Raw genomic sequence first — 15,422 nt, forward strand, 5'->3', positions numbered from 1 at the left:
CGCTAGCGTCAGGGTCAACCCGACGGGGAATGAGACGACGGAGAGGTCGCGGACGCCCGGGTCAGTGGGGCTGGCCGAGCGAGGCGGCGATGCTGTCCGCATGCTTCCGTAACCGGTCCCTGGACCGATCGAGACGGGCAATGAGCTCATCCAGCGTGTCCAGTCGTGCATGAATCGGCGCGAGTTCCGCCTGGCATGCAGGACGCTGCTCGATGGGGGTGTCGAGACACCCTTCGTCGACCTGGGGACGGATGTCGTCGGCACTGAGTCCGAGGTCGAAGAGCTTCGTGATGTTGGCGGCACGTACCGCCAGCGTCCGGTCGTAGAACCGGTAGCCGTTCTCCATGCGTCCGGGTGAGATGAGCTGCTGTTGTTCGTAGTGTCGCAGTGCACGGGGTGTCACCCCGATGCGCTCCGCCAGGTCACCGATCCCCAGTGGTTCATCGTCAGCCATGCCCGTCGCAGTACGTGCCGAGCCAGGTTCCGGTGTCACCTGGCCGGGGGCACACCACCGCCGGGCGGTAGTGCCCCGGTGCGTTCGATGTGCTGCGGATAGAGGACGTAGTGGGACGTTGCCGTACCGCTCGGATCTGCAGTGGTGTCTCCGGGGAGCAGGAACCGGTAGTCAACCTGGACGATGTTGCCGGCGGTGCGGGTCACCTGCTGGTACGGGTAGCTGTCCGGGACGGTGGTACCGACGTATACGCCGTGGTCGAACAGGGCGACCTGCTGCGGTGAGCTTCCGGTTGCGCCGTCGAGGTTGAGGACGACCGCCGAGAGCGGCAGGTCAGGGTTGTAGGCGGTGGTGTCGGCACCCTCGGCCGTCCACGGGCCGAGACTGGTGGCGGGGGTCCGCGCTGCGGCGATCTGTGCCGCCTCCTCGGGCGAGGGCGCGCCCGGTGCGGGAACAGTGGCGGACGGGGGCGGCCCCTGCGCTGCACTGGTGGCGACAGTCGCAGCGGTTCCGCCGACGACAAGAAGTGTGGCCGCTGTGGCCGCAAGGATCCGGGGGTGGTGTGTCGTATGTGTCCGGGAGGTCATTGCTCGACTCCTTTCCGGAACATCAGTGGTGCTGTGATGATGGTGAAAGCCTTGCACCTGGTGCGACCGAACGTCAGGGGTGGAACGTTACATGTCCAACCGGCGACAGCTAGGCCTGAACGGGGGTGGATTCGGACATCTGCGACAAGGTCCGGTGTTAAAGTCGGGTGGTCTCGTGCTGGCGTCTATACGGAAGGTGGAGGTGGTGGCGCATGGTGCCCAGGCCTGTTTTCTTCGTGTCCGACAGCACGGGCATCACGGCGGAGACCCAGGGTAATGCGCTGCTCGCCCAGTTCCCCGGGTTCTCGTTCCGCAGACGGGTCCTCCCGTTCGTTGACTCCGTGGAAGCCGCGGCCCGGGCGGTCACGACGATCGCGGGGGAGGACGGCGACGTACCGATCGTCTTCGTCACGATCAGGGATGCCGCGGTCGCGGACATTGTCTCGGAAGCCTCCGGCGAGGTCATCGACCTGCTCGGTACCCATCTGACCCACCTGGAACAGTTCCTGGGCGCAGAGCGGACGGGTACGGCGACGGAGTATCACCGGGTTGGTGACCCCGGCCGCTACCACGACCGTATCAACGCCGTGGAGTACACCATCGAGCATGACGATGCCGCGAGTTTCCGCGGCCTGGACAGTGCGGACCTCATCATCCTCGCCCCGTCCCGGTGCGGAAAAACACCGACGGCGATGTACCTGGCACTGCAGCACGGGCTGAGGGTCGCCAACTACCCGTTGACGGACGATGACACCCCCGGTCACCTCCCGGACGCTGTCGCAGCCTTCCAGGACAGACTGTTCGGACTGACCACCACGGTGCAACGGCTCAGCCAGGTCCGCGGGGAACGCCGACCCGGCAGCCGGTACGCCAGCGTCCCCCAGTGCCGTACGGAACTCCGCCAGGCGGAGAAACTCTACCGTTCCCACAAGATCCCCTACGTCGACTCCCATGCCATGAGCGTCGAGGAGATGTCCAGCGTCATTCTCACCAGGATGAATCTGCGACAGCCGTAGGGACCCACCATCCCCGGAAATGAACAGGACACCACCATGACCACCATCCTCGCGTTCACTGACATCGGCATGGACGACGTCGCCCAGGTCGGCGGCAAGAATGCCTCACTCGGTGAAATGGTCGTCAATCTCGCCGACGCCGGAGTACGGGTCCCCGGTGGTTTCGCCACCACCGCGGACGCATTCCGTGACTTCCTCGCCGTCAACGGCCTCGACAAGAAGATCGAGGGGATACTCGAGGACCTCGACACCGACGACGTCACCGAACTCTCCCGACGGGGGGAGCAGATCCGCGGATGGATCCTGGATCAGCCCTTCCCACAGGAGCTGGAACGCGACATCCGGGACGCCTACGAGGACCTCGTCGCTGCCGACCCCCACCCGGACGACGTCACCTGGGCGGTCCGCTCCAGCGCCACGGCCGAGGACCTCCCGGACGCGTCCTTCGCCGGTCAGCAGGAGACCTTCCTGAACATCGGGGGTATCGACAACCTTCTCGAGGCGGTGAAGGCGGTCTTCGCCTCTCTCTACAACGACCGGGCGATCTCCTACCGTGTCCACCACGGGTTCGTGCACGCCGACGTCGCCCTCTCCGCCGGCATCCAACGGATGGTGCGAACCGACGTCGGGGCGTCCGGCGTGATGTTCACTGTGGACACGGAGTCCGGATTCGACCGCGCGGTGTTCATCACCTCCTCCTACGGTCTCGGTGAGGCTGTGGTGCAGGGTGCCGTGAACCCGGACGAGTTCTATGTCTACAAGCCCGCGATCAAGGACGGGAAGTCCGGCAAGGACGCCGTCCTCTCCCGCACCGTGGGGGAGAAGGCGGTCGCGATGCGCTATGCAGAAGGGACCGGCATAGATTCAGCGACCCGGTGGGAGGACGTCGACCCCGCCGACCGCGTACAGTTCTCCATCGACGATGACGAGGTCACCGCGTTGGCCCGCCACGCCGTCGCGATCGAGGAGCATTACGGACGCCCCATGGACATCGAGTGGGGGCGCGACGGGGTGGACGGTCAGCTCTACATCCTGCAGGCCCGGCCGGAAACCGTGGTGTCCCGGAGGGGGCAGGACGGTCAGGTCCTGACCCGGTTCGAGATCGACCGCGCGGCGGCCGACTCAGCCGAGGTCCTCGCGGAAGGCCGGTCCATCGGTCAACGTATCGGGTCAGGCCCGGTGCGCGTCCTGCGCTCCATCCGCGACATGGACACGATGGACACCGGGGACGTGCTCGTCGCCGAGATCACCGACCCGGACTGGGAACCGGTGATGAAGCGGGCGTCGGCGATCATCACCGAGCGTGGGGGACGGACCTGCCATGCCGCGATCATCGCCCGGGAACTGGGCATCCCCGCCATCGTCGGTACAGGCGACGCAACATCCGTACTGCCCGACGGCGACGAGGTGACAGTCTCGTGTGCCGAGGGAGACACGGGCCGGGTCTACCGCGGTGCCGTCGCCTTCGAGGAGAAGGAGACCCGGCTGGACGCGATGCCGGAGATCCCGACGAAGTTGATGATGAACGTCGCGACCCCTGACCAGGCGTTCGCGTTCTCGTCACTGCCCAACGAAGGTGTCGGGCTGGCGCGGATGGAGTTCATCATCAACCGGCAGATAGGGGTGCACCCCAGGGCACTACTGGAACGGGACTCGCTGTCTGACGAGGTGCGGACACAGGTCGACGAACTCACCGCGGCGTACCCGTCCCCGGAGGAGTTCTTCATCCGCCGGGTGGCTGAAGGTGTGTCGACGATCGCCGCGGCCTTCGACCCGAAACCGGTCATCGTGCGGCTGTCGGACTTCAAGACCAACGAGTACGCGAACCTCCTCGCCGGCGAGCAGTTCGAGCCGAAGGAGGAGAACCCCATGATCGGCTACCGGGGTGCGGCGCGCTACGTGTCCGAGGAGTTCCGGGACTGCTTCGCCCTGGAGTGTGAGGCGTTACGACGGGTCCGTGAGGAGATGGGGCTGACCAACGTCCGCATCATGGTCCCCTTCGTGCGCACCGTGGACGAGCTGCAGGACGTGCTCGAGGTCATGGCGACCCACGGGCTGGAACGTGGATCCGGGGCAGAGGACGCGGCGGGGAAGGGGCTGCAGGTCGTGATGATGTGCGAGGTGCCGTCGAACTACCTCCTGGCCGACGAGTTCCTCGACCACGTCGACGGTTTCTCCATCGGGTCGAATGACATGACCCAACTCGTTCTCGGCGTCGACCGCGATTCTGACCTGGTCGCCCACGACTTCGACGAACGTGACCCGGCGGTGCTGAAGGTGATCGGATCGGTCATCAGCACCTGCGTGGCGCGCGACAAGTACGTCGGCATCTGCGGGCAGGGACCGTCCGACCACCCGGGTTTCGCGGAGTGGCTGGTGGGACAGGGCATCGGGTCGATGTCGCTGACACCGGACACCGTCGTGAAGACGTGGCTGGCTCTGGCCGGGGAGTCGGACGGAGGCGGGAACACGTAGTGTCGGCCCGGGTATAGTGACGAAAGTATCCCCCTCACATGATCCGACCTCTCCAGGAGCTTCCAGTGAAACTCACCGATCCGACGTCCGACGCCGTTCTGAAGAGACTGCGGCGCGCCCGTGGCCAACTCGACGGGGTCATCACGATGATCGAGAACGGCCGCGAGTGCCGGGACATCGTCACCCAGCTCGCCGCCGTGTCCCGCGCACTGGACCGCGCCGGGGTCAAGGCGATCTCCGGCGGCATGCGGGACTGCCTCAACGCAGAGGACGGCGACGTCCCGGAAGACTGGGAGGACGAGATGGAGAAGCTCTTCCTGTCCCTGGCGTGACGTAATGTGATCCCGGTGATCCGAACGCTGCTCATCGACAACCACGATTCGTTCACCTGGAACCTTGTGCACGATCTCACCCGGGTCAACGGTGTCGCCCCCGTCGTCGTCGCGAACGACTGGGACGGCTGGGCATCCGACGGGCGAGACCTCCTGGCGACCGTCGACAACGTGGTCATCTCGCCGGGGCCCGGAACGCCGCTGAAGCCCGCCGACGTCGGCATCTGCACGGACGTCATCCGCAGCGCCGTGGAACTCGGTCTGCCGGTGCTGGGCATCTGTCTCGGGCACCAGCTCATCGCCCACATGTACGGGGCGACGGTCGGTCCCGCGTCGGAGCCCGTGCACGGTCGACTCTCCCGTATCGAGCACAACGGCAGTGACCTGTTCCACGGGCTGCCCGCGTCATTCGACGTCGTGCGCTACCACTCGCTGGCAGTGTCGGACGTCCCAGCGGGCATCGAGATCTCCGCGCGCAGCGCCGACGGGACGGTGATGGGCCTCAGCGTCCCCGATGCGCGGCTGTGGGGGGTCCAGTTCCACCCGGAGTCGGTGAAGTCCAGCCACGGTCGTGACCTGCTGGCGAACTTCACCGCCATGACCCGGGCCCACGGCACGGTCCGCCGTGTGCGGGTGCGGACGGTACCCCTGCCCGGTGGTGATTCCCGGCTCCTCTCCGAGGAACTGTTCCACCGCCTCTACGGCGACGCCGCACTCACCCGGCACGCGGTGTGGCTGGACGGGAACCGCGACCGGGACCCCCGGGCGAGGTTCAGCATCATGGGCACCTCGGACACGGTCGTCACCGCCGACGCCGGCGCCGGGACGCTGGAGGTCACCCGGGACGGCCACCGGGAGGTCGTCGGCGACGACGTCCTGAGCTGGCTGCAGGCGGACCTGGCCACGTGGAACATCACCGACGGCCCCTCCGACCCGTCGGCGACCGGTGGCTTCCGACTCGGCTGGGTCGGGTACCTCGGCTACGGAGTGAAGAGCGACTGTTCCGGTGGAGAGGGCGCCGCGAACCGGCACGCCTCCCCGGTACCCGATGCCGGTCTGCTGTTCCTCGACCGGGCCGTCGTCATCGACCATGAGGAGGACGAGGTCCGACTCCTGGCGCTTGACGGGGCGCACGGTGAGCGGTGGCAGGAGGACGTCGCCCGTATCGTGCGGACGCTGTCTGTGGATCAGGCAGAACACTGTGGCGACGGTTCCCTGACCGTCGAGCTCCACGGGCGGGACAACTACACGGCCAAGGTCCGGGAGATCCAACGGCTGATCGGTGAGGGAGAAACCTACGAGGCCTGCCTGACGACCACGCTCGAGGCGGCTCCTGCGTCGGGACCACCCGACACCCTGGAGATCTACCACCGGTTGCGGCGTGACAACCCGGCTCCGTTCGGTGCCTACCTGCGCCTACCTGGTGCGACGGTGATGTCGACCTCCCCGGAGCGGTTCCTCAGCGTCGATGCGGAAGGACACGTCACGTCCTCGCCGATCAAGGGGACCCGGCCGGTGGGGAAGTCGGACGAGGCGGACGAGGGTATCCGCGCCGAACTCCGTGCGAGTGAGAAAGACCGTGCGGAGAACCTCATGATCGTCGACCTGGTCCGTCATGATCTCGGCCGCGTCGCCGCGCCGGGCACCGTCGACGTGCCGGAGATCTTCGCCGTGGAGAGTTACGCGACGGTCCACCAGCTGGTCAGCACGGTCACTGCGGAACTGGCCCACGGCCTCAGCGGCACTGACGCCGTACGTGCCGCGTTCCCTCCCGGGTCGATGACCGGCGCCCCGAAGGAACGGACGATGCGTATCCTCGAGGACATTGAGGACCGTCCGCGGGGGATCTACAGCGGTGCGATCGGGTACTTCTCGTTGGACGGTTCCGTGGACCTCTCCGTGGTGATCCGGACTCTCGTCGCCGAGTATGCCGGAGACGGTTCGTTCGCACGTCTGAGTTACGGGGTGGGTGGGGCCGTGGTGGCCCAGTCCACGCCGGACGGCGAGTACGAGGAGACGGTGGTCAAGGCGACGCCGCTGCTGAGACTCTGAAGCGCATGCTCGACTAGTCTCGGTCGGTATGCACAACGATGGGGAACACGACGACGTGAAAGACCTCCGGGACGCTGTCGCCGCCGTTCGCGCGCAGGTTGACGCTGCGGCACTGGAGGCAGGACGGGACCCCGCGGAGGTACGGCTCCTGCCTGTCAGCAAGACGGTGCCGGTCGAGCGTCTCCGCTCTGCGGTGGCGGCAGGCATGCACGAGTTCGCCGAGAACAAGCCGCAGGAGGTCCAACGGAAGGCGGTCGAGATGTCTGACCTGCCGGTGCGGTGGATCGCGATCGGCCACCTGCAGACCAACAAGGCCAAGGTCATCGCGGAGCACGCCCATGAGTTCCAGGCGCTGGATTCGGTCAGGCTCGCCGAGGCACTGCAACGCAGACTGGACGGGCTGGACCGCACGCTGGATGTCCTGGTCCAGGTGAACACCTCCGGCGAAGAGGCGAAGACAGGTGCTGCACCCCAGGACGTCGGGACGATCCTCGCTGCGGCGGCCCGGTGCGACCGTCTCCGTGTGCGCGGTTTCATGACCGTGGCCTCCAACACCGATGACATCGGCGAAGTCCGGAGGTGTTTCTCCCAGTTGCGGGATATCAGGGACAGCACGCGACGTGAGGGGATTGTGGATCCGGAGTTGTTGACCGAACTGTCCATGGGGATGTCGGGCGACTTCCGCACCGCAATTGAGGAGGGAGCGACATGTGTCCGTGTCGGTACGGCAATCTTCGGGGCCCGGGACTACTCGAAGAAATAGGCTCTGACATGCCATTTGCTCTCCGTGTTGGTGAATCGGTGGTCGGTAGTTTATTCTGAACGGGCTGCCGAACAGAAGCGGACACGGTTCTCGTGCGCTCTTCTGCTTGAGGTAGGGCTCCCATCGTCTAGTGGCCTAGGACTCCGCCCTTTCACGGCGGCAACACGGGTTCGAATCCCGTTGGGAGTACTGCGAAAGATTCGTCTTCCGTACAACCAGATAATGGCCCTGTGGCGCAGTTGGTTAGCGCGCCGCCCTGTCACGGCGGAGGTCGCGAGTTCAAGTCTCGTCAGGGTCGCAGTAAACGCAGCGGGCACACACCACACGGTGTGTGCCCGCTGCGTTGTCCGTGCTTCCCCCGGATGGCCTAGGTTGGGGGACATGCGCTACTCCCTTCTTGACCGGGCCAACACCGTCGACGGCTCCACCGACGCTGAGGCGGTGCGGGCCGTCGTGGACCGGGCGGAGCGCGCCGAGGAACTCGGCTACCACCGTTTTCTCGTCGCCGAGCACCACGCTGTTCCCGGCATCGCAGGCAGTGCGCCCGGCATTCTCGCCGCCGCAGTGGGGCAGGCGACGGACACGATCCGGCTCGGGACGGCCGGGATCATGGTCCCCGACCATGCGCCGATCGTCGTGGCTGAACAGGCCGCGGTGCTGGAGTCCCTGTTCCCCGGCAGGGTCGACATCGGACTCGGCTCGTCCCCGGGGTTCACCCCGGCAGTCAGGCAGGCGCTCCGGCAGCCGGAGGACGCCGGGGACGCGCGCGCAGACTTCGTTGCGGACCTCCGTGAGGTCGTCCGGTATCTGCGAGGGGAAACGCCGGTGACGTTGCGGCCGACCGTCGACAATCCTCCCTCGCTGTTTCTGTTGACCGGGGGTTCGCCGCGGTCCCTGGAGACGGCCCGGCAGCTGGGGCTCGGCATCATCCTCGGTGGGCCCCGTCCCGCCTACGTGGAGGGTTCCGTCGTCTCCTGTCAGATTGCGGTGGCGGAGAGCCGCGAGGAGGCACGGGCACTTGTCCTGCCCGAGGTGTGGGCGCAGGTGCTGTCGAGGAGTACGGGACGGTTCATGCCGCTGCAGCCTGCTGCAGCACTGGACGAAGCCGAGCTGACGGCCCAGCAGCGCCACCGTATCGCGCGTGGGCTCGAGGCGACGATATACGGCAGTCCGGACGACGTCACCGCCGCTGTCACTACGCTCACCGAGAAAACCGGGGCCACGGAGATCCTGGTGACGGGAGGATCTCCGGATCCCGACGGGCAGGCGCGCAGTGACGGGCTGTTGGCGGAGATTCTGTCCGCCGCGGACGGCTGACCATTGCATTTGTCTGTCTACCGGGGTGCTGTGTACAGTAACCCATCGTGCACAGCGATCGACATAGGTCAGACCGCTGATGGTGCATGGCCCTGTGGCGCAGTTGGTTAGCGCGCCGCCCTGTCACGGCGGAGGTCGCGAGTTCAAGTCTCGTCAGGGTCGCCAGATAGTCCGAGGATCCTCCTCCGGGCTTTCTTGCCCAGATAGCTCAGTTGGTAGAGCGTACGCCTGAAAAGTGTAAGGTCCCTGGTTCGATCCCTGGTCTGGGCACAGCGAACATCCCCCTCGGTACTCCGGTGCCGAGGGGGATGTTGCCTTTCGGTGTGCACTCTGCGGGAAGGCCTACACTCGTGACCATGAGTACCGAGAACATTTCCGTGACCCATGACGTCGACGGCAGCCGTTACGTCCTGCAGATCGGGGACGCAGTCGCCGGCTACGCAGAGTACGTCCAGCTGGGCCAGGTCCGCGACTTCAACCACACACTCATCGACCCCGCATTCCGGGGGCGGGGGCTGTCGGGCCCGTTGATCTCCGCGGCATTGGACGCCACCCGCGCCGAGGGTTTCGGGGTTCTCCCGAGCTGCTCGGCGGTGGAGGGGTTCATTGCCAAGAACCCCGAGTACGCCGACATGGTGCGCTAGATGTTGTTCTGCATGTCGTTGACATAGCCGGCGGGGTCGACCAGGGGAGTGCGCTCCTCTGCCTTACGGTGGCGGACTTTCGCAGGCGCGCCGATGAGGATCGAGTCTGCCGGTGCATCCTTGGTGACCACCGAATTGGCGCCGATGGCCGAGCGCGCACCGATGGTGATGGGGCCGAGAACCTTGGCACCGGCACCGACCATCACGCCGTCCCGATCGTGGGGTGGCGCTTACGCTGGACCAGCTCAGATCCGCCGAGGGTGACGCCGTGGTACAGCATCACGTCGTCCCCGATCTCGGCGGTTTCACCGATCACCACGCCCATGCCGTGGTCGATGAAGAACCGTCGGCCGATTGTGGCGCCCGGGTGGATCTCGATACCGGTGAGGAACCGCGTGAACTGGCTGAGAATGCGTGCTGGGCCCTTGGCGCCGCGTTCCCACAGGCGATGCGAGATCCGGTGACTCCAGATCGCGTGGAGACCGGAGTACACCAGGGCATTCTCCAGGTCCCCACGCGCTGCGGGGTCGTGTGTCCTTGCGTTGTCCAGGTCTTCCTTGATCGTGCGCAGCAGACTCACCGGTGGAGTCCTCCTTCTTCTCGGGCGTAAAGGTGTTTCTCGGTTCTGCATGGAAAACGGCCTCGGTGCTCGGTGACGTCCGTGCAGGTGGGTGTCACCTGATGATACGGACGTTTCCGTGCTCCGGGGCCGTGAGGGTCGGGTGCGCCGTCTACTTAATCGCGCAGGTCGTCGAACAGGAGGGTCGACACGTAGCGCTCGCCGAAGTCGGCGACGATCGCGACGATCAGCTTGCCTTCGTTCTCCGGCTTCTTCGCCTCCTCAAGTGCAGCCCAGATGTTGGCGCCGGTGGAGATGCCGACCAGGATGCCTTCCTGGGCCGCGAGCTCGCGGGCGTACTTGACGGAGTCGTCGATGGTGGCGTCGTAGACGTCGTCCAGGATGTCCTTGTTGAGGTTGTCCGGGAAGAAGTTGGTGCCGATGCCCTGGATCTTGTGCGGACCGAACGTCCCTTCGGTGAGAAGGGGGGAGTCCTTCGGCTCGACACCGACGACGCGGACGTTCTCGTTCTGTTCCTTGAGGTACTTGCCGGCACCTGAGATCGTCCCGCCGGTGCCGACGCCGGCGATGAAGACGTCGACCTTGCCGTCGGTGTCCTCCCAGATCTCCGGACCGGTGGTCTTGTAGTGGACCTCGGGGTTGGCGGGGTTGGCGAACTGGCGTGCCAGGACCGCGTTCTCGGTCGATTCGACGATCTCGTTGGCCTTGTCCACGGCACCCTGCATGCCGGCGGGCGGGGGAGTGAGGACCAGCTCGGCACCCAGGGCACGGAGCATGATGCGCCGCTCCAGGGACATCGACTCCGGCATCGTCAGGATGACCTTGTAGCCGCGCGCTGCGCCGACGGTGGCCAGTGCGATGCCGGTGTTGCCGGACGTGGCCTCGACGATCGTGCCGCCGGGCTTGAGGGAACCGTCCTTCTCGGCAGCTTCGATGATCGCCACACCGATACGGTCCTTGACGGAGTTGCCGGGGTTGGCGGACTCGAGCTTCACCGCGACGGTGCCGGGGAGCCCCTCGGTCAGCTTGCTCAGCTTCACCAGAGGGGTGTTGCCGATCAGGTCAGTGATGTTCTCGTAGATCTTAGCCATGCTGGTGAATGGTCCTTTCGTTTCCCTCAGGCCAACAGACCGATCGGTCTGTCTGTATTCCGGGGCCAGTGTACACAATGTTGTCCCACCTCGCCACGGGTATCAATGTGGAGCACGCCTGCAGGGCGGGATCCTGTGACACAATCGGGTTATGACTGAACAGACAGGGCATGACGCCGAAACCATCATCACGAGTACCGGGGGAGTCGACGGGGCGGTCGCGACCATCACGCTCAACCGCCCCAAAGCCCTCAACGCGTTGAATCAGACCGTCATGGAGGAGGTCGTCGGTGCTCTCGAGCAGTTCGACGCCGATCCGTCGGTCCGGGCGATCGTCATCACCGGTTCCGAGAAGGCGTTCGCCGCGGGCGCCGACATCACGCAGATGAAGGACCAGACGTGGCCGGACATCAAGATGAAGCGTTTCTACGCCATGTGGGAGCGTGTCACCACGGTCCAGACGCCGATCATCACGGCCGTCTCCGGGTTCGCACTCGGAGGCGGATGTGAACTGGCGATGATGGGCGACATCATCCTGGCCAGTGAGAAGGCCAAATTCGGGCAACCGGAGATCACGCTCGGTGTCATCCCGGGGATGGGTGGTACACAGCGACTCACCCGGGCCGTCGGGAAGTACAAGGCCATGGACCTGATCCTCACCGGCCGGATGATGGGTGCGGAGGAAGCCGAACGTTCCGGTCTCGTGTCACGCGTGCTCGCGGCGGACGGGTTCCTCGACGAGGTCGCCACCGTCGCGGACTCGGTGGCGGCCCAGTCGTCGGTGGCCCTGGCCGCGGCGACGGAGGCTGTTGATGCGGCGCTGAACACTCCGCTGCTCGAAGGGATGCGTCAGGAACGGGAGGCATTCTGGGGGCTGTTCGCCACCGAGGACCAGAAAGAGGGGATGAGCGCCTTCGTCGAGAAGCGCAAGCCCGAGTGGAGGCACCGCTGACATGTCGAAGAGTGCAGAACTCACCAGGACGATCGACGTGCCCCTGGAGAAGGTCCACGAGGTCGCGTCATCGGAGACCTACCTGCTGACCGTCGACGAGACATCGACGTCGAAACTCGTCGTGACGGAAGCAGAGCGGGAGGTCAACGACGACGGCTCGGTGCATGCCCGCGTCGTCGCGGCCAGTGAGAAGGACGACGGCAGCACCGGATTCAGTATGGAACAGACCTCGGATATCACGGTGATCGAGGATGACGGTTTCACGTCCACGACAGTCACTCCGTTGCCCAAGGGGATGGGGACGATGACCGTGGTGATGGCCTACACGAGGGCCGACGACACCTCCGTCACCGTCAATGCGGAGGTCATCGCCGAGGTCGGAATTCCGCTGCTGGGAGGGAAGATCGCCAAGAAGCTCGTGGAGAGCGCGGACAAGACGGTCGACGGCGGTCTCGAGAGGATCCGTCGCCTGGCCACGGAGTAGGTAGGGAAACGGGGGTGTCCGGCTTTTGTTTCCCGGGGGTGGGGAACGAACCCCGGTACGGGGGAGTGGGGCTCGGACCAGCGTGTTTTGGGGGAAGACTCAGACCTTTCTATACTCAAGGTCTGTAAACCCCGTGTTCCCCCGCACTCGGGTGTGACCTGATCGGGGGTGACATTCGATCACAACAGAAAGGTGCGCCGTGGAGCAGCAGCGTCACCGGGATGATGACGACGCCATCCGATCAGCTCTGTCGTCACTGAAGAACTCGACGGGCATCCCCGTCACGATGTTCGGGTCGTGCCAGCCTGACGGGCGCATGGTGATCAACCAGTGGGTGGGGTTACGTACCCCGGCGCTCAACAACCTCACCATCGACTCCGGTCAGGGTGTCGGGGGCCGGGTGATGGCGACCCGCCGTCCGGTCGGTGTCTCCGACTACGCACGTGCCAAATCCATCTCCCACGAGTACGACCGCCCCGTGCGGGACGAGGGGCTGCACTCCATCGTCGCCGTCCCGGTCATCGTCGGACGGGACATGCGCGGGGTCCTCTATGCGGGAGTGCACTCGCCGGTACGGATGGGGGACAAGGTGCTCGAGGAAGTCACGATGACGGCCCGGGTGCTGGAGCAGGATCTCGCCGTCAATATCGCGCTGCGTCGGTCGGAGGGGGGAGGGGCCCGGGAGTCCTCGGCGAAGCCACCTCGGTCGATGACCGGTGCAGAGTGGGAGCAGGTCAGGGCGACTCACTCGCGCCTGCGTATGCTCGCCAACCGGGTCGTCGACGACGAAATTCGTCGTGACCTCGAAATTCTCTGCGATCAGATGGTCAGCCCGGTCCGGGTCAAGCAGACGACGAAGCTCTCAGCCCGTGAACTCGACGTCCTCGCCTGCGTTGCACTGGGGCACACCAACGTGGAGGCTGCGGAGGAGATGGGAATCGGCGCGGAGACGGTGAAGAGCTACCTTCGATCGGTCATGCGCAAGCTCGGGGCCCACACGCGGTACGAGGCGGTCAACGCCGCTCGCAGGATCGGTGCTCTTCCCTGATCCCCGGGTAGGATGGGACGGGTGAAAGATCATTTCCTTGTAACTGGTGGTGCCCGTCTCAACGGTTCGGTCCGGGTGGACGGGGCCAAGAACAGCGTCCTGAAGCTCATGTCGGCAGCGCTCCTCGCGGAGGGGACGACAGTCCTGAGTAACTGTCCCGACATTGCGGACGTCCCCTACATGGCGGACGTGCTCAGGGGGCTGGGCTGCAAGGTCGAGCTCGACGGGTCGACGGTCACGATCCACACACCCGCCGAGATTTCCTCGGACGCAGACATTGACGCGGTCCGGCAGTTCCGAGCCTCCGTCTGCGTTCTCGGGCCTTTGACCGCCCGGTGTCACCGGGCGGTTGTCGCACTTCCGGGTGGGGACGCGATCGGTAGCCGGCCCCTCGACATGCACCAGTCGGGGCTGGAGAAGCTGGGGGCGAAGACGCGCATCGAGCACGGCTGCGTCGTCACTGAGACCGAGAAGCTCACCGGTGCGAAGATCATGCTGGACTTCCCGTCGGTCGGGGCGACGGAGAACATCCTCACGGCTGCGGTGCTCGCCGAGGGGACCACGATCCTGGACAACGCAGCCCGCGAACCGGAGATCGTGGACCTGTGTCTCATGCTCCGTGACATGGGGGCGCAGCTGGAAGGTGAAGGCAGTAACACGATCACCGTCACCGGCGTCAAGAAACTGAACCCGGTCGAGCATGAGGTCGTCGGCGACCGGATCGTCGCGGGCACCTGGGCCTATGCGGCGGCCATGACGCGCGGCGACATCACGGTCGGCGGTATCGACCCGGCCCATCTGCACCTGGTTCTTGAAAAACTCAAGTTGGCCGGCGCGAAGGTCGAGACCTACCCGACGGGGTTCCGGGTGTCGCAGGAAGAGCGACCGACCGCGGTGGACTACCAGACCCTTCCGTTCCCCGGGTTCCCGACCGACCTGCAGCCGATGGCCATCGCGCTGTGCGCGGTGAGTGAGGGAATGAGCGTGATCACGGAGAACATCTTCGAGTCGCGGTTCCGTTTCGTCGATGAGATGACGCGACTCGGCGCGGACATGACTATCGACGGGCACCACGTGAGCATCCGAGGCGTGACTGAGCTCAGCTCCGCACCTGTCTGGTCTTCCGACATCCGTGCCGGAGCAGGTCTGGTTCTTGCCGGCCTGTGTGCTGACGGTGTCACCCAGGTGAACGACGTCTTCCACATCGACCGTGGCTATCCGGGGTTCGTCGAGAAGCTCGTCGAGCTCGGCGCCACCGTCGAGCGGCAGTCCGGGGGCGAAGGCCGCCATCACAAGCACTGACCTGGGGGTTTGTGGGTGTGGTGGGGGTGTGTGTAGATTGATGCGAGTCAGCGAGACGCCGGGATGATGTTCTGGTGGTTGCGACGGCAGGGTTGGCCGTGATCGGTTGTTAACCTTCGGGTTGCTTTCCGGTAATCTGGTGGTGTACCTTGTGAATCAGCCGCAGTGGCTTCCCCCTTGTTTTTTGGTGGGTGTTGTTGTGTGCGTGTGTTGTTTGAGAACTCAATAGCGTAACAAACCAAGTATTTTTTGTCGCACCGGTTGTGTGGCGCGGTGGTTTGGGATGGTACCGGCAAGCGTGATTGCTTGTTAAATATTGTTCTTT

General features: G+C 65.3%; 14 protein-coding genes, 4 tRNA genes and 1 pseudogene. 15 read left to right on the forward strand and 4 right to left on the reverse strand.

Features of this window, described 5'->3' with window-relative positions; genetic code table 11:
• Nucleotides 1-61: 61 nt before the first annotated feature.
• Nucleotides 62-454, reverse strand: coding sequence for a MerR family transcriptional regulator (locus BJF89_RS03685; RefSeq protein WP_222843799.1), 393 nt, complete (start codon nt 452-454; stop codon nt 62-64).
• A gap of 35 nt (nt 455-489) precedes the next feature.
• Nucleotides 490-1,041 carry an LppP/LprE family lipoprotein gene (locus BJF89_RS03690; protein ID WP_075812337.1) on the reverse strand — a complete coding sequence of 184 codons (552 nt, stop codon included), beginning with the start codon at nt 1,039-1,041 and terminating at the stop codon, nt 490-492.
• A gap of 212 nt (nt 1,042-1,253) precedes the next feature.
• Here BJF89_RS03690 and BJF89_RS03695 point away from each other — a divergent pair, with 212 nt between their 5' ends.
• From BJF89_RS03695 to BJF89_RS03745, 11 genes are all read left to right on the forward strand, one after another.
• Complete coding sequence (locus BJF89_RS03695; RefSeq protein ID WP_075812339.1) at nt 1,254-2,057, forward strand: pyruvate, water dikinase regulatory protein; 804 nt, start codon at nt 1,254-1,256, stop codon at nt 2,055-2,057.
• A gap of 36 nt (nt 2,058-2,093) precedes the next feature.
• Entirely contained in the window at nt 2,094-4,532 is a 2,439-nt protein-coding gene (ppsA, locus tag BJF89_RS03700; RefSeq protein ID WP_075812341.1) for a phosphoenolpyruvate synthase, read from the forward strand.
• 38 nt (nt 4,533-4,570) lie between these two features.
• Entirely contained in the window at nt 4,571-4,864 is a 294-nt protein-coding gene (locus tag BJF89_RS03705; protein ID WP_083650472.1) for a metal-sensitive transcriptional regulator, read from the forward strand.
• 15 nt (nt 4,865-4,879) lie between these two features.
• A complete protein-coding gene (gene pabB, locus BJF89_RS03710; RefSeq protein WP_075812369.1) occupies nt 4,880-6,916 on the forward strand; it encodes an aminodeoxychorismate synthase component I in 2,037 nt (678 codons plus the stop codon).
• A gap of 28 nt (nt 6,917-6,944) precedes the next feature.
• Nucleotides 6,945-7,679: a YggS family pyridoxal phosphate-dependent enzyme gene (locus BJF89_RS03715; RefSeq protein ID WP_075812345.1), complete on the forward strand. Its 735-nt coding sequence runs from the start codon at nt 6,945-6,947 to the stop codon at nt 7,677-7,679.
• A 116-nt stretch (nt 7,680-7,795) separates the two neighbouring features.
• A tRNA-Glu gene (locus BJF89_RS03720) sits at nt 7,796-7,868 on the forward strand.
• Nucleotides 7,869-7,903: 35 nt separating this feature from the next.
• Nucleotides 7,904-7,977, forward strand: a tRNA-Asp gene (locus tag BJF89_RS03725).
• A gap of 83 nt (nt 7,978-8,060) precedes the next feature.
• The gene (locus BJF89_RS03730; RefSeq protein WP_075812347.1) at nt 8,061-8,996 is read left to right on the forward strand and encodes an MsnO8 family LLM class oxidoreductase; all 936 of its coding nucleotides are present in this window, start codon (nt 8,061-8,063) and stop codon (nt 8,994-8,996) included.
• An 88-nt stretch (nt 8,997-9,084) separates the two neighbouring features.
• Nucleotides 9,085-9,161: transfer RNA gene (locus BJF89_RS03735), tRNA-Asp, on the forward strand.
• A 32-nt stretch (nt 9,162-9,193) separates the two neighbouring features.
• A tRNA-Phe gene (locus BJF89_RS03740) sits at nt 9,194-9,266 on the forward strand.
• 86 nt (nt 9,267-9,352) lie between these two features.
• Nucleotides 9,353-9,640 (forward strand): GNAT family N-acetyltransferase, encoded by a 288-nt coding sequence (locus BJF89_RS03745; protein ID WP_158026030.1) that lies wholly within the window; start codon nt 9,353-9,355, stop codon nt 9,638-9,640.
• On the opposite strand, the pseudogene epsC reads toward BJF89_RS03745, so the two are convergent.
• Both epsC and cysK read right to left on the reverse strand, forming a co-directional pair.
• Nucleotides 9,637-10,220, reverse strand: a pseudogene (gene epsC, locus BJF89_RS03750) (serine O-acetyltransferase EpsC). The gene BJF89_RS03745 and the pseudogene epsC sit on opposite strands and share 4 nt — an antisense overlap.
• 155 nt (nt 10,221-10,375) lie before the next feature.
• Nucleotides 10,376-11,311 (reverse strand): cysteine synthase A, encoded by a 936-nt coding sequence (cysK, locus tag BJF89_RS03755; protein WP_075812351.1) that lies wholly within the window; start codon nt 11,309-11,311, stop codon nt 10,376-10,378.
• A gap of 151 nt (nt 11,312-11,462) precedes the next feature.
• On the opposite strand from cysK, the gene BJF89_RS03760 reads away from it, so the two are divergent.
• The 4 genes from BJF89_RS03760 to murA all read left to right on the forward strand — a co-directional run bounded on the left by BJF89_RS03760 (nt 11,463) and on the right by murA (nt 15,097).
• A complete protein-coding gene (locus BJF89_RS03760) occupies nt 11,463-12,263 on the forward strand; it encodes an enoyl-CoA hydratase-related protein (RefSeq protein WP_075812353.1) in 801 nt (266 codons plus the stop codon).
• A gap of 1 nt (nt 12,264) precedes the next feature.
• Entirely contained in the window at nt 12,265-12,747 is a 483-nt protein-coding gene (locus BJF89_RS03765; RefSeq protein ID WP_075812355.1) for a DUF2505 family protein, read from the forward strand.
• Nucleotides 12,748-12,946: 199 nt separating this feature from the next.
• On the forward strand, nt 12,947-13,795 hold the full coding sequence (gene ramA / locus BJF89_RS03770) for an acetate metabolism transcriptional regulator RamA (protein WP_075812357.1): 849 nt from the start codon (nt 12,947-12,949) through the stop codon (nt 13,793-13,795).
• 21 nt (nt 13,796-13,816) lie between these two features.
• Complete coding sequence (gene murA / locus BJF89_RS03775) at nt 13,817-15,097, forward strand: UDP-N-acetylglucosamine 1-carboxyvinyltransferase (RefSeq protein ID WP_075812371.1); 1,281 nt, start codon at nt 13,817-13,819, stop codon at nt 15,095-15,097.
• The last annotated feature ends 325 nt before the right edge of the window (nt 15,098-15,422 follow it).

This window comes from Corynebacterium sp. CNJ-954 (genome assembly GCF_001942345.1).
Classification (GTDB): Bacteria; Actinomycetota; Actinomycetes; order Mycobacteriales; family Mycobacteriaceae; genus Corynebacterium.

Coding starts and splice junctions, on each gene's coding strand:
- BJF89_RS03685 (WP_222843799.1), bottom strand. CDS start 454: ATGGCTGACGATGAACCACTGGGGATCGGTGACCTGGCGGAGCGCATC.
- BJF89_RS03690 (WP_075812337.1), bottom strand. CDS start 1,041: ATGACCTCCCGGACACATACGACACACCACCCCCGGATCCTTGCGGCC.
- BJF89_RS03695 (WP_075812339.1), top strand. CDS start 1,254: ATGGTGCCCAGGCCTGTTTTCTTCGTGTCCGACAGCACGGGCATCACG.
- ppsA (WP_075812341.1), top strand. CDS start 2,094: ATGACCACCATCCTCGCGTTCACTGACATCGGCATGGACGACGTCGCC.
- BJF89_RS03705 (WP_083650472.1), top strand. CDS start 4,571: ATGATCCGACCTCTCCAGGAGCTTCCAGTGAAACTCACCGATCCGACG.
- BJF89_RS03715 (WP_075812345.1), top strand. CDS start 6,945: ATGCACAACGATGGGGAACACGACGACGTGAAAGACCTCCGGGACGCT.
- BJF89_RS03730 (WP_075812347.1), top strand. CDS start 8,061: ATGCGCTACTCCCTTCTTGACCGGGCCAACACCGTCGACGGCTCCACC.
- BJF89_RS03745 (WP_158026030.1), top strand. CDS start 9,353: ATGAGTACCGAGAACATTTCCGTGACCCATGACGTCGACGGCAGCCGT.
- cysK (WP_075812351.1), bottom strand. CDS start 11,311: ATGGCTAAGATCTACGAGAACATCACTGACCTGATCGGCAACACCCCT.
- BJF89_RS03760 (WP_075812353.1), top strand. CDS start 11,463: ATGACTGAACAGACAGGGCATGACGCCGAAACCATCATCACGAGTACC.
- BJF89_RS03765 (WP_075812355.1), top strand. CDS start 12,265: ATGTCGAAGAGTGCAGAACTCACCAGGACGATCGACGTGCCCCTGGAG.